Source organism: uncultured Cyclobacterium sp. (assembly GCF_963976465.1).
Lineage (GTDB): Bacteria > Bacteroidota > Bacteroidia > Cytophagales > Cyclobacteriaceae > Cyclobacterium.
Window position 1 is genome coordinate 1 of record NZ_CAXBOC010000070.1, and the last position, 14,931, is coordinate 14,931.

9 protein-coding genes and 1 pseudogene are annotated in these 14,931 nt (G+C 40.7%); 3 read left to right on the forward strand and 7 right to left on the reverse strand.

Going from position 1 to position 14,931, the window contains the following annotated elements; all coding sequences use genetic code 11:
- From AAC037_RS05980 to AAC037_RS06000, 5 genes and pseudogenes are all read right to left on the reverse strand, one after another.
- Positions 1-397: pseudogene (locus AAC037_RS05980) on the reverse strand (dehydrogenase); the annotation flags it as partial.
- Between the two features lie 36 nt (positions 398-433).
- Entirely contained in the window at positions 434-1,933 is a 1,500-nt protein-coding gene (locus AAC037_RS05985) for a hypothetical protein (RefSeq protein WP_339902130.1), read from the reverse strand.
- A gap of 14 nt (positions 1,934-1,947) precedes the next feature.
- Complete coding sequence (locus AAC037_RS05990) at positions 1,948-3,372, reverse strand: hypothetical protein (protein WP_339902131.1); 1,425 nt, start codon at positions 3,370-3,372, stop codon at positions 1,948-1,950.
- 109 nt (positions 3,373-3,481) lie between these two features.
- Positions 3,482-5,017 (reverse strand): hypothetical protein, encoded by a 1,536-nt coding sequence (locus tag AAC037_RS05995; RefSeq protein WP_339902132.1) that lies wholly within the window; start codon positions 5,015-5,017, stop codon positions 3,482-3,484.
- Positions 5,018-5,122: 105 nt separating this feature from the next.
- Positions 5,123-6,709, reverse strand: coding sequence for a hypothetical protein (locus tag AAC037_RS06000; RefSeq protein WP_339902133.1), 1,587 nt, complete (start codon positions 6,707-6,709; stop codon positions 5,123-5,125).
- 424 nt (positions 6,710-7,133) lie between these two features.
- Here AAC037_RS06000 and AAC037_RS06005 point away from each other — a divergent pair, with 424 nt between their 5' ends.
- The 3 genes from AAC037_RS06005 to AAC037_RS06015 all read left to right on the forward strand — a co-directional run bounded on the left by AAC037_RS06005 (position 7,134) and on the right by AAC037_RS06015 (position 12,228).
- Positions 7,134-8,399 carry an exo-alpha-sialidase gene (locus AAC037_RS06005; protein WP_339902134.1) on the forward strand — a complete coding sequence of 422 codons (1,266 nt, stop codon included), beginning with the start codon at positions 7,134-7,136 and terminating at the stop codon, positions 8,397-8,399.
- Positions 8,400-8,467: 68 nt separating this feature from the next.
- Positions 8,468-10,477, forward strand: coding sequence for an FAD-dependent oxidoreductase (locus AAC037_RS06010; protein ID WP_339902135.1), 2,010 nt, complete (start codon positions 8,468-8,470; stop codon positions 10,475-10,477).
- A 332-nt stretch (positions 10,478-10,809) separates the two neighbouring features.
- Positions 10,810-12,228 (forward strand): Gfo/Idh/MocA family oxidoreductase, encoded by a 1,419-nt coding sequence (locus tag AAC037_RS06015; RefSeq protein WP_339902136.1) that lies wholly within the window; start codon positions 10,810-10,812, stop codon positions 12,226-12,228.
- Positions 12,229-12,478: 250 nt separating this feature from the next.
- Here AAC037_RS06015 and AAC037_RS06020 read toward each other — a convergent pair whose 3' ends face one another.
- Together AAC037_RS06020 and AAC037_RS06025 are read right to left on the reverse strand one after the other, a co-directional pair.
- Positions 12,479-13,906 carry a hypothetical protein gene (locus tag AAC037_RS06020; RefSeq protein ID WP_339902137.1) on the reverse strand — a complete coding sequence of 476 codons (1,428 nt, stop codon included), beginning with the start codon at positions 13,904-13,906 and terminating at the stop codon, positions 12,479-12,481.
- Between the two features lie 447 nt (positions 13,907-14,353).
- Positions 14,354-14,931: putative zinc-binding metallopeptidase (locus AAC037_RS06025; protein WP_339902138.1), on the reverse strand; the 578-nt coding region annotated here is incomplete at its 5' end.

A 14,931-nucleotide genomic window follows, 5' to 3' on the forward strand; every position in this document is an offset into this window, starting at 1 on the left:
TTATCAAGACGCCATTTTTCCACCGCATGATACCATTAGGCAAAACCAATTGGTCTGCAAAAACGGTCCGCTTGTCCATTACCCCATCCGAATCGGTATCTGAAAGGAGTACAATTCTACCGGAGCCACTTTTGTCAATCGGATACCCGGGCATCTCCACTACATACAATCTCCCAAATTCATCAATTTCCATGTCCACAGGATCCATAACCAAGGGTTCGTGGGCTATTATCTCCATTTGAAAGCCCGGAGCCAGTTCAAAAGTAGCCACTGCATTTTCGGGAGAAACTGAGCCTTTACTTGACGGTTCACTGCTTTTTTCTCCACATGATTGTAAAAAACAAACTCCTAAGAGGTATAAAAAAATAATGATCTGACTGATTTTTATATTATTCATTCTCTATTAACTAATATCCTTACTATTATTGATGCTTTATAATTTTTGATTGATATAGACTTGGCCCTCTTCTTCCCAAAACTTATCGATAATTTCCACAGTTCTGTCTACCAACAATTGTCCTCCTTCTGCCCCCACTATATTGCTTTGACAGACTGCACTGTATCCTCCACCTGCAATGGCCTTTTCGGTAGGTAAATAAGTGCCCGGACCAGCCAATTGGATAACAAAAGTTTGTATGGCCTTACTTCTGGCCTGAATGCGAATACCATAATCGGTAAACAGTTCAAATTGATTGGTGGCGATTGCTGCATCACCAATTCGCAACACGTGAATCTCTGAAGTATAGGTAGCTTCAGGATTTTTTTGTTGTGCTTCGTACCGTTTTAAAACATCCCCAAACCAAGTCATTTTGGCATAAAGCAAAGGGGCCTTGGAGGGATCAGCAGCTATTTGATCCTGACAATCTTTTACCACTTTTTCAGAAGCTATGTATTCTTCCTCTGTAATGATACGCATCGGTAGTTCAAGGTTTTCCATTTTATGGTGAAAAGCCACATTGGTATGCCGGTCATTTTTTACAATTTCATAGGTATTTTCCACTGCCCTTATGATGCGTTCGGCAATGTCATCCATCCGGGTCTTTTGAGCAAGTTCCTGCATTCTGGCCAAGCCGGCTTTTCTATACATACTATGTGGGGATTGGTCTCCTGCTGCACCTATCCACCCCAGAATACTTATCTCATTACCAAAACGGGTTTTCAGTTTTTCCCTAACCGGATGCCAATAATCTGCATTGACGGTGGTTTTGTGCTCGAACTCTTGGGCCGGACAGGCCACATCCACACTCATGGCCAACAATTCATCTGCTTCGTTCCAGAAAAATAAGGCATTCATATCATGGTCTTCATAGCCTTCAAGGTTTTGAAATTCCTCTTTATTAGTATTCCCATACATTACACTGGTCCCATCCTTATAGACCGTTCGTCGATTGTATCCTACTGCCGCACGGTCCATTCCCCAGGTTACACTTCCCTTGCTTCGATTTTCCCAAGCCTCAACTATGGCAGCTGTCACATTCCTTACAAATAAAGCCCGATAATCTTTCACCTTGGTTACGCCTTCATCCGGAATGGGATAGATAAATGAAGACTCTTCCAAATCGTCTTCCAAGACCGGAGCTGTATGGGTATGCGTAGCACTTACAATAATTTTATTTACATTAAAACCGGGAATTCGTTTGGCTACCTCCTCCCTAAGCTCCTGCCTCAACCGGGCAGAAATATATACCAAGTCACAGGAAACAAAAACTGCTGTATCTAATCCAGTCTGACCATCTCTTGATTCGATGGCTACTATTCCAGCATACAAAGGAGTGTCTGCCGTTTCTGCAATTCTCATATGAAACTGTCCCATAAGTGCCACAGGTAATTTTGGACTAATATCTGCTGTAGCAGCTCCCAGGTATAAATCATTGGCTTGCAAAGGCACAATCAACCAAAAGGTCATGGCCAGTAACACACATAATCTCACCATAATGTTATTGTTTATTATTTAACTTCTTTGTCCCATAATTGATCAATCAACTCCACTGTCCTGTCTACCAAGACCTGACCTCCTTCAGGTCCTACTATATTGCTATGGATGACTGCACTATATGCGCCACCATTTACAGCACGCTGTGTCGGTAGATAAGAACCCCAATCTGAACTTCCAGCGAGCTGAATTACAAAAGTTTGCAAAGCTTTACTTCTGGCCATTATTCGCATGCCAAAATCCGAAAACAGTTCAAACTCATTCGTACAAATAGCTATATCCCCCAAGCGGATGACATGCAAGTCCATGGGATACAATGGCTTGGGGTTTTCCAATTGCTTCTCATAGCGTTTTACCGTTCTTTCCTGCCAATTCATCATTCGATATAGTGCGTCAGCAGCTTTAGGATCCTCGGCAATTTGCTCTTTGGCATTTTGAACAAAAGCTTTGGCTTCCAAATAGTTTTTTTCAGTGACCCATCGCTCAGGCAAAGACAATTCTTCCACATGATGTCTAAATTCCAAGACGGAATGTCTTTCTGAAGCTACAGCATCATAGGATTCATCTACCGCCAGAATTATTCTTCGTGCCAATTCTTCTGTTCTACTAAGGTTTCTGAGGTTTCGCATCCGATCATCGGCAGCTTTTCTATATCTCATATGGGGTGTGATGTCTCCTGCAGCTGCTGCCCAGCCTAAAATATTAACCTCTTTTCCATACTTAGCTTTAAGGCCTTCCCTAACCGGATGCCAATAATCGGCATTGACAGCATGGCGGCCTTCTACCTCTTGGGAAGGACTTGCCACGCCAACTACTATGGATATTAGCTTACCTTTTTCATCCCACAAAAACAAGGTGTTGACATTGTGATCCTCTGAGCCTTCAAAGCTTCTAAACTCCCGTAAATTGGTTTTACTGCTCATTCCGGAGGTCCCATCGGCATAGACAATTCGTCTATTATAACCTGCCACCGCATAACCCATTCCCCAAGCCACAGATCCGGGAGCCCTTTCTTTCCATGCTTCCACTATGGCTGCACTCACTTTTTCCACGAAGAAATTACGGTAATCTTTAACTTGAGTGACCCCGGATTTAGGAATCAAATACTCTCCTTCCAAAGCCAATACTGGTGCAGTGTGGGTATGGGTAGCATTGAAGAAAATTTTGGTTTCATCAATTTCAGGTATTTGCTTTTTTACTTGCTGCCTTACCAGGCCAATAAGATCTTTAGGAATATAAAGTACATCACATGAAACCATAATGGCTTGCTCTCCATCTTCACCTTTGGTTTCGAGCACCATAACAGTTGCAACCAAAGGGGTTTCAGCAACCTCAGCTATTCGAAGATGAAATTGGCCGGTAACGGCCACAGGCAGTTTTGGGGTAATATCTACTGTTCGGGCCCCAATATAAAGTTGAGAGGCCATTATAGGGCTCATTACCAAAAGGCAGAAGCATGTTAGTACAATTGTTTTTATATATCCTTCTCTCATCATATTTACAGCAGTTCTATTTCATTCAACTTTCGAATCATATCTAATTCCAATCTTATGGCCACAATTTATCAATCATGGAAACGGTCCAGTTTACCAGAATTTGACCTCCTTCAGGTCCTACTTCATTGCTCTCAACGATGGCAGAGTAATGTCCTCCTGCTACAGCTTCCTTGGTAGCCAAATAATTTCCAGGCCCCACCAATTGCACCACAAAAGTTTGTAAAGCCTTACTCCTGGCTTTCATTTGTATTCCGTATTCAGTAAACAACTCAAAGGGATTGGTACAAATCACAACGTCCCCTATTCGCAGCGCATGAAGTTCCACAGGATACATGGGTTGGGGGTTCGATTGTTGGACAGCATACCGGTCCAGGACCTTATTGTACCAAACAATTCTTCGGCTGAATACTTGAGCCCGCTCAGGATCATTCAAGTCCTCATTCCTCATTTTTAGCGCATGATTGTATTCTTTTTCTGTTACCACCCGCATTGGAAGTTCTATATTGTTCACCTCATGTTTCATTATAGGCGTTTCATGCTTGTCAATTTTAACCGTTTCATAGGTTTCATCTACTGCACGAATTATTCTTGCGGCAATTTCTTTCAAGTGATATTCATTCCTGAAATTTACTCCTCCGGTATGGGTAGCGAAATCAGGACTCTTTTTTTCATTGCGCAAAGCGATCATTCTCCACTCTGCAAATTCATCATATCGAGGTCTAGGCGTTTGGTCACCTGCTGCTCCTATCCAGCCGGCCACTACCAATTGGCGGCCATATTTTTCTTTAAGGCCTTCTCGTACAGGGTGCCAGTAGTCAGCATTGACTGTAGATCTATTTTCTACAATTTGCGCCGGACTTGGCACATTGATACATGTGGCTACAAATTCTCCTTTATTGTTCCAAAAAAACAAGGATTGAATGGCTTGATCTTCATAGCCCTCAACTTTAATGAAATTTGATTGAGCAGTATTTCCATACATTTTAGCTGTACCATCTTCATAGACTGCCCTTCTATTATAAGCTACTTTTGCATGGCTAATGCCCCAAGAAACACTGCCTTGCTCTCGCTGATTATAAGCTGTAACAATGGTTTTGGCTACCCGGTCGGATACAAATTCCAAATAATCCTTTACTTGGGTAACTCCTTCAGGAATGTTGTATCGATTGTCTCTCACAACGCCACCTGTATGGGTATGCGTAGCGTTAATTATGATCTTTTTTGTATCCAATACAGGCAAGCTTTTTTTAACCTCCTTCTGGATCATTTCTTTTAATGCTATAGGAACGGTGACCATATCACAGGAAACAATTACTGTAGTATTTTCACCTCTGGATTCTAGAACAATGACATTGGCTGTTAAGGGTGTTTCTGCCACTTCCGCTATGCGAACTGTCATTTGACCATCTACTGCCACAGGAAGTTTCGGTGTAATGTCCACAGTGGCTGCACCTATGTATAAGTTTTGTCCAAAAGTAACATTGGGCTTGAGTTGAAAAGCAGTAATTACTACGTAGAAAAAAATGGTAAATAAAAGCTTGTTCTTTACGCTTAAAACTTGATAATTAATTGGTATATATTTTTCCATAATCATAAATTAATATTTTAATCGTTCAGAAAAGCTCGTTTTTATACGAAGCCATAAATTATATCCATGGCTGAAACTTTTCTGATTAAAGTGGTAGATGAAATTTTACCACATGGTGTTTATGATATTAAGTGTTTCGGCTACCAATTCATCTCCACCTTTGGGACCTATAAGTGTACTCGCAGGAACAGCCCCATAAGCACCGCCATTGATAGAACGCTTGGTTGGCAGATAAGAACCTGAACCTGTAAGTTGTACAATAAAAGTCTGAATGGCCGGACTCTGCGCCTTCATTTGCATCCCATAATCCAAATACAGCTCAAAGGGGTTGGTCGCAAAAACAGCATCCCCAATCCTAAGCACATGCACTTCAATGGGCATTTTAGGTTGAACTTTTTCCAATTCATACCTTTCCGCAACCACCAAACCTCTTCTTAGCTTGCTGTAGCTAATGGTAATATCCTTGTACCACCTTGGGGTTTCAATCATTACCGGATTGTCGCGCACCTCAGCTTTTAATCTATCATATTCAGCCTGCCAGCTTTTGGCCTCCTCGGTGGCTTCAGCTACATCTTCCGGACTAAGTAACCTCCTTGAAAGGGGTACCAATTTCTTTTCATGTTTGAACTCCGGCTGCCATTCAATATTGGCCTTCATGACAGGAAATAAATCGATCACTTCATCAGCTAGGCGCTTGGCAATTTGCTTACGCTGTGCAAGACTACCTCTGCCGGTTCCCTCTTCACCAAATCCCAAGAGTTGCTGCATTCTTTCTTCTGCTTTTGACCCCACCATAACATGCGGCGATTGATCTCCTGCAGCACTTGCTTGCGCCAACACATAGATGGAATCTCCTAAACTTTTTCTCAAGGCAACTTTGGTGTCATGCCAAAAATCTGCCGATAACTTATAGGAATGTTCACTAACCTGAGAAGGTGCCGCTACATTAATTATAACACCAGTCAGTTGTTTATTTAGGTCCCAAAAATACATCAGGTTTAGGCTATGGTCTTCATGCCCTTCTATATGGCTAAATTCAGATGAATTGGTATTGCCATACATACGTGATTTCCCATGTTTAAGGGCTTGAAGCCTATTTAATCCCACCACAGCATGCCCGAGGCCAAGACTCATTCCCCCTGGTTTTCTTTTTCCCCAAGCATCAAAAACTCCTTCCGCTATTTTATCTGCTGCAAAAGATATATAGGTTGCAGGAGACATGGCCGGCTTACCATTGGCCATTTGCTCCAAACTTACCCCATAAATGTCTTCTACAGGAGCTGTAGATGCCACGTAAGGTGCTGCATGGGTATGGGTAGCATTTACAATGATTTGTTCAGGCCTAATAGTTGGAATCGTTTTAATAACCCTATTTCTTATTTCATCACGTAAATTGGCTGTAGCTCTCATTCCATCACTTATTCCCACCAGGTCACAACTTATCCAAATCGTTTTCTCTGAATTTGTTCCTTCCCCTGACTCTAACGCAAGAATGGTAGCGGTCACAGGATCCATTACCCCTTCTGATAGTCTCGCATGAAATTGTCCTGCCACCAAGACCGGTTTATCAGGTGTAATGTCAACAGTAGACCAACCAACTTTAAGGTTTTCGTCATTGTCAGATTGAGCATAATTTTGGAAGGAGAAAATGGATAAAAAAAGTAGGCTGAAGCATTGTTTCAAACAAATCATTTTTAGGCTTGGTTTATTTCAAGGAACAGGGTGGCAAAACTAAAACAGTTATTGCCGCCCTGTTTTATGAGTCGAATTTAAATTCCTCTCTACTTAGTCCCAACCGGGATTTTGAGTGAGTTGAGGGTTCACATGCTTCTAAAGAATTGACTAAGATTAAACACCTGCCAATATTTCAAGTAAACCCTCTTTTATAAATGTAATAAATTTCATATTTACCCACCTGCTTTCTCATAATTATATCAAATGAAATTCAAATTTTGGCACTTATTATAACCAGTAAAACAATTAATCAAGCCTAATAAAAATAAATTGGCTATTTTGTACGATTGACATTCAATAGATATGGGGTAAGCCTACAATTAGCCTAATCTAATGAATTATTAGTATCAATTAACAAACAATAATTTTTGCCCAACAAAGCATGTACACGAACACAAAATCATCAGTCATAGGACTTCTATTTTCCGCACTATTGTTTTCTCAACTTATCAGTTGCACGCAAAGTAAAGAACAAACCTCCATTGAAGATTATCCTAATCCGGAAAGTAATCCTAGCTCTAATCTAATGTTAACCGGAGATTGGTTTGGACATCCACATGACATAGACTTTGACAATCTCCCTAAAATACCATCTAAACATGTGGTAGTAAGTGATGTAACTTCTGGCATTGAGCATAAAAGCTTTAATAAAGCCAAAGAGAGTGGTGGCGTTAATCAACATTCCTACCTTACTTTTTATGACAACCAATATTGGTTAATGTGGAGTGATGGTCCCGGGGTAGAAGACAGAGTGGGTCAGGTAGTAAAATTTGCCACCAGCCCCGATGGCCTTAATTGGACTGATCCTGATTTCCTTACGCCTTACCCTGAAGGTTCGGGACCTGAATCAACTCATTACAATACCAGAACGGAACAGGGAATGCGTTGGATTTCACGAGGCTTCTGGCAAAGAGAGGGAGAGCTTCTCGCCTTGGCATCTCTTGACGAAGCGGCTGGTTTTTTTGGTCCAAGTTTGGAATTAAGGGCGTTCAAGTGGAACAAGGCTTCCAAATCATGGGAAGAAAAAGGACTTGTCTATAAAAATGCAATCAATAATTTCCCTCCAAAATTGCTTCCGTCCGGAGATTGGTTGATGTCTAGAAGAGCCTATGACTATAAGGAAAGTGGCATTGAATTTCTTCTCGGGGGGACAAAAGGTTTTGACCAATGGGAGTCTTATCCGGTCATGGGATCTACAGCGGATATGGACCCGGAAGAACCCTATTGGTGGATTCTGCCTGATGGAAAAAATCTGATGGCTCTTTTTCGAGACAATAGAAAAAGCGGTTACCTATACAGGGCATTTTCCATAGACAATGGAAGGACCTGGAGCAATCCTGTACGGACTAACTTCCCTGATGCCAGGTCAAAGTTTAATGGTTTAAGGTTAAGTGATGGCAGGTATGTGCTGGTGTCCAACCCACATCCTAAAAGAAGAGATCCTCTTGCCTTGTCAATAAGTGAGGATGGAATGGTATTTACAAAAATGGGTTACCTCACCGGTGGGCGCCATATTGATTATCCCCATGTAATTGAGCATGATGGTCACTTGCTTGTTGCATTTGCCGGATCTGCTAAACAAAAAATCGAAGTTTTAAAGATCAAAATTTCAGATTTGGACAAACTGGAAATGCCCACTTTAAATTAGCAAGGTGAAAATTTGCACCTCTCCTTATTGATTAATAAAACAAGTTTTCCAAAAGCTCCGATAAAATCATGAAAAGAAGAAATTTTATAAGAATAAGTGCATTAGGTACCTTAATTTCAGGAAGCGGGCTGACTGCCTCCTGCATGAATCAAAATTCAGGTTCAAAAATAGAAGATATCACTGATATTGCTGTGGTCGGCGGTACTCCTGCAGGAATAATGGCTGCTATTGCAGCCGCCAGAATGCGTTCCAATGTAATGCTTACAGCCTACCATTCACATCTTGGGGGAATGTCCACAAGTGGATTGGGGAAAAGCGATATAGAAAACAAGGAAGCCATAGCAGGACTTTTTAAAGAATTTACAGAAAAAGTACTGCAATACTATATCGATAAATATGGGGAAAATTCCGATAATGTTAAGCGCTGCAAGGAAGGCTATTATTATGAACCATCCGTTGCCGAATTGGTATTCAACCAAATGATAGCTGAGGAGAAGAATATCAAGATATTGTTCAATTATCAATTGGAAGAGGCTGAATTAAATTCCGGGAGAATCTCTAGGCTTGGATTTAAAGATAGAAAAACCGGTGAGAACAAATTTCTTAAAGCTGAAGTATTTATAGATGCCACCTACGAGGGTGATGTTTTTGCCCTTGCCGGGGCAGGTTATCGTTTGGGAAGGGAAGGAAAAGAAGAATTTGGAGAAAAACATGCAGGGCATATATTTTTTGATTTCAACGAAAAGAAGTTTTTGGAAGGAGGAACCGGAGATGGAGATGACAGGTTGCCGGCCTATACTTATAGACTTTGCATGACGGATGATCCTGAAAACAGCTATGTGCTTTCTGAGCCTCCTTCAGGGTATGACAGAAACAATTATGTAGCTTACTTCAAGGATTTAGAGGAAGGTAGATTAAGTGCACCCAAGGTATATAAAGAAGGACATGGTTATTATGAGGACCACTTTGATACCATGGTACGGGTATTTTCATTTACGGAAATCCCTAATAATAAATACGATGTAAATATAAACCCAAGGCCTTTGGGTTTTCCATTTGTTGGAGAAAATTATGCTTATCCCGAATCCAAATGGGAAAACAGAGAAAGAATATTTCAGCACCATAGAGAACTAACCTTAGGCCTGATTTATTTTGTTCAGAATGATCCGGAAATCCCGGAAGAACAGCGGAATCTGGCCATGAAATACCATCTGCCTAAGGATGAATTTACGGACAATGACCACTTCCCCTGGCAGTTGTATATCCGTGAGGCCAGACGACTAAAAGGAAAATATACCCTCACCGAGAATGACGTTACACTTCAAGGTGATGCACAAAGAACGACAGTTTTTGAAGACACCATTATCACGGGTGAATTTCCTATAGATAGTTTTCCTGTTTCTAAGGTTCCATCTAAGGACAATAAGGTTTTGGAAGGCTATATAGGGATGTATGAAATATCTCCTTACCAAATACCCTATAGAATCTTGGTTCCTGAAAAAGTTCAGGGACTAATTGTCCCCTTAGCGGCCTCCACAACACATGTTTCCTATTCAACCGTTAGAATGGAACCTTTATGGATGGGAATCGGGCAAGTTGCCGGCATTGCGGCTCACTTGTCCAGAAAATTAAAGGTTGACATAAAGGATGTACCTGTGTTACAGCTCCAGGACATTCTAATTAAGAACCGTCAGATATTAACTTACTTTAAAGACATTGACCGGTCGGACAAGGCATTTGATGCAGTACAATTTTGGGGTACCAAAGGATTTTTTGACTCCTATATGGCAAGAACAAAGGAAAAACTATCTTTCCAAGATTATACACTATGGCTAAGTATTTTACGAAACATGCCCAAAATGCCAAAAGATCTTTCTGCCGGCAAACCGGGCAAGTCTGTTGAAACCGTATCAATTTCTACCATTGATAAACTTATTCAATCCCTTAATAAATCAGGGGGCTTACATCTAAACGCAGACTCTTGGTTGTATAACAAAAGAGAAAAGGCATCCGCAGTACTTCGAGGGGAAGCCTGCCTGGCCATGTATCAATTGTATCAGAATACTAGTTTGACTTAGAAAGTCACCTACTACTTAACTCCATCAAGTAATTCAATTTTCCTTATTTTATTAAGTACTGCCACAATAGAAGTCAGCGTTCACTTATAGGTTTACTTGATGAACGCTTAATTTCCTAAGCCTTGAAATTCGTGCTAATATTCAAGTCGGGCTTTTTTATTTTTCACTGAAGCTCCGATAACGTTTCCGTTACTATTTTTAGAATATTCTTTCATTATTTCTCTCGTATTGACTATATAGTAAAGGGATTAGGGCATTGGAAGAAATTTATTTGACAGAAGGAATCACCTTTACCATTCCAATTTTCAAAAATTATTTTAACCACTTTAAAAATGAAAAATAATCGCAGAGAATTTATCAAAGTTGCCGGAATGGCCGGTGCAGGTATTGTTGTAGGTGCCAGCAGTTCACAGGCTGAAACTCAAAAAAAACTGCTACACAGACAATCTTTCAATATGCATGGTTATGCGGCACCAAAAATGGACAGGGTACGAATGGGTTTAATCGGTATAGGTAGTCGAGGTTCAGGTACATTAAACCGTTTTGCAAGCATAGCAAATGTAGACATTATAGCATTATGCGATATTCTTCCCGGAAATATTGAAAAAGCACTTAAAACAATAGAAGGTTATGGACATAACCCGGACACTTATACAGATGGTGAAGAAGCTTACAAAGCATTGTGTGATCGAAATGATATAGACCTGATTTACATTGCTACCCCTTGGAAATTTCATGCGCCCATAGCCGTTTATGCCATGGAAAGAGACAAACATGTTTATACTGAATTGCCGGTAGGTATTTCGCTGGAAGAATGCTGGCAGGTGGTGGAAACTTCGGAAAGAACAAAAAAGCATTGCTTTATGGGCTGTGGTTCTTGTCACGATGGCATGTCTGCCACTGTTCTAAATATGGTAAGAGAAGGCTTCTTTGGTGATTTGGTTCATGGAGAAGGTAATTATGTTCATGATAGGGTAAATGGACCGGACAGATGGGAAAGAGATGCCGACAATTGGTTTGGCTACCGACCTTGGCGCTTAAAGGAAAATGTAGGCAGGAATGGCAACCTTTATCCTCAACATGGACTTGGCCCCGTCGCTCAGATGATGGATCTTAATTACGGAGATCAGATGGAGTATTTGGTATCCATTTCCAGCGGAGATTTTACCATGGCGCCTAAAATGAAAGAACTGGCAGAAAAAGATCCTTATTTTGATCCTTATGATGGACTGAAATTCCGTGGAAACATGAATACTACTCTTATCCGAACCTATAAAGGAAGAACAATCATGTTGCAACATGATATCAGCTCACCACGGCCAGGTTCCAGATTCCAATTGATCAGTGGTTCTAAAGGAATTTATGAAGCAAGGCCGCCGAGAATAGCGGTTAGTGAGGAGTATATGGAAGAAAGTGAATTCAAAGCACTGGTAGAAAAATACACACCCAATATCACCAAAAAATTTAATGAAAAAGTAACCCAGGCTGGTGGCATAAAAGGGAGCAGAGGCTATGAAAGGGTTACCGCCAGTGATTGGCGATTGATTGATTGTCTTCGAAATGGCCTACCATTGGAAATGGATGTGTATGATGCAGCCTTGTGGACTACCGTCACTCCTTTGAGTGAGCAATCAGTAGCCCAACAAGGCAAAACAATGAAGGTCCCTGACTTTACCTCAGGTGCTTGGAAAACCAATAAAAGAGGCATGGACATAAATTTAAAAGAAGGGGGTACAACCAATTTAATCTAAGGACCGGCAGGTAAAGTTTTATGAATAGTAAAGGTACTTACCCATAGCGGTTGTTTGGGATCTATGAAGCAGAAGTACCGAGAAGTAAAATCATGGAAGGTGCTATTAACAGAAAGTCGGTTGAGGAACTTCAAATGTTTCCTGAGAAACCTGGCATTTTTCTGAATAGTGGCGGAAAAAATACCAGGTTTCTATTTGGAAGAAGCACCAGAGACACTTGGAAAAACCATATAAAAAAGGAATTTACACACTAATTATTAACTAATTCCAGCCAGTCCTTATCCAAAATAACTATAGGCCAATCACCAATGGGGATTTTTTGGAAGGATAATACTTTACCATTCTTAGTGTAATTGTCCTCATTAAGGGCATATACAGTTCCATCCATAAGGTTCAGGAATACAGGATTTTTGATTTTGGTATGTGTTATGGTAAAGTTCACCAATTCGGTATCCATTAGATCCTCAGGTTTCTCACCTCCTATCCATAAGGTGATGGCTGTACCCCTCACACCCTTTTTTGTGTAAGAAAAAACGACCAAATCATTTACCTCTTTTAAAACTTCAGCTTTTTCGATTTTGCTAATTTCTCCTGAAAATACACTCACCGTATTTTGGAAGGCTTTATAGGATATTTTTGGTTTTTCTATACTTCCATCCGAGGCCACTTTCAAAAGACCCTTTGAATTGAGGCCTTCCAGATGGTCGCCCATGGCATAATGCATGTCTGAAATCTGAAATACACTCGTAACATCTACGCCGTGGCCCATGTCGCCAAGCATCCTTCTCAGCACCCATTTGGCCTGTGAAATTTCAGACCAGTCATATTTCGTCATCGCCCCAACAGATTGGCCTTTGGGAGTACTGGGTGCACCATTTTCTCCCTGCCAAAGTTCAATTTCAGGGTCAAAGGAGCTAACAAGTTCTCTTAATTTAGCTACTGCCGAATAGGATCTCTCCGGCACAGAATTATAGCCATGAAATGAAAGCACATCAAATTGATCCAATTTGTTTTTAGCCTTTAAAATATCCAGAATTGACTTTACATATTCTGTCCTACTCAAACCTGCAAGGCCTAGGGCAATAATTTTAGAATCCGGTTGGATACTTTTGATAATATCCCCAGTACGAACATGAAAAGCAGCAAACTCCTCGGCTGACATTTTTTTACTGATATCCGGTTCATTCCATATTTCCCATTCATTAACTTTGTCCTTATACCGATAAACCATGGCTTCAACCCACTGATCCCATGCTTCCAACGCCTCTTCTGAGGTGGGTATTCCTCCGGCTAAAGCGGCATCCCCACCACCTTCATAAATGGGATTACCATAGGAAACCTGCAGCCATGGTTGCACACCTTGGGACAAAGCATCATCAATTATTTGATCCAACCATTCAAAATCATAAACTCCTTTTATTTGTTCACATTTTGCCCATCCTCCTTGTAGTCGGATACGCTTTGCTCCTGATGGACCAAGGTATCCTTTATACGCATGGTAATCAGCATAATCCCGATCTAAGGTTTCGCCTCCTATAGACCACCTAGAAGATTCTATTTCCTTGGCAGAATAGGTCTTTAGTTTTCCAAGCATATCGAAAGAATAATTTTCTTGGGCCAATCCTTTTTCGTACAATAGACTGAAAAGGACAATAATAAAAATTTTAAGGTATTTCATGGTCTAAATTTATGCTTTGTCAGTTTATATTTTAAGGCCTTTCTTTCTTATTTCAAAGGAATTGCTCCCATTTATTAATTTTTATCCAAAATTTTGGTGCATCATTTTATCTATGCTGAACTCCAATTCCGCCTATGGTCATTGGGGCCTTAATATAAAAAGAAAATTACGGCCCTGTTTGATTACCTATCTCCACCATTTGCGTTTCAACCCCACTATCAAATGCAAAAAAGCCTCTAAGCTTATCCGTCTTTGAAGTCTGAGGCTTTCAACAAATGGAGAATTGATCATCATTTGGTACAAGTGAGAAACACAAATCTTAATGAACTACTTCAGCGCATATAAAAAGCGAAAAATGAAACTATTGCAGAATTATATTAAATTAAGCCATTAATAATTCAATAGACGATTCCTACTTTCCCTATGCAACTAAACTAGCCGGATCATTTATTTTTCTTGATTCCTATTTCTATGAATAAGTTCATGAATAAATGCCAGTTTTTTGCTAACCGATGGTGAAATGACAAAAGGATAAGTATCTGGAAGGCCCATGCTCCTATTCAAGCTGTTCAACGCCAAAGACAAAGAAGTCCATTGATTGAGGAGCATTGAAAAATCAACATAACTATAGGCATCCTCCGAAAACTGAGTGGAAACAATGTCTGGAATCCCCGTTAGTTTGAGGTTTATGGACAAGCCAAAGGCATAAGCAGTCTCCAGCGTATCCACCATATGAAGGTAATGCGCCCATGATTCCGCCCAATCTTCCCAGGGGTGTGCACTGGCATAAGAAGAAATAAAGTTCTCCTGCCAGTTTTCAGGAGCACCCTTACTGTAATGTGTATCCAACGCATCGGAGTAGGACATGCTTTCGTCTCCAAAAACAGACCGGAATTTTTCCAGCCATTCCGTTTCTGCGATCAATTCTTCCCAATAATAATGACCGATTTCATGTCTGAAATGTCCCAAAACGGTCCTATATACTTCGTCCATTTGTTTTCTAGCCATGGCCCTTTCTACATCGT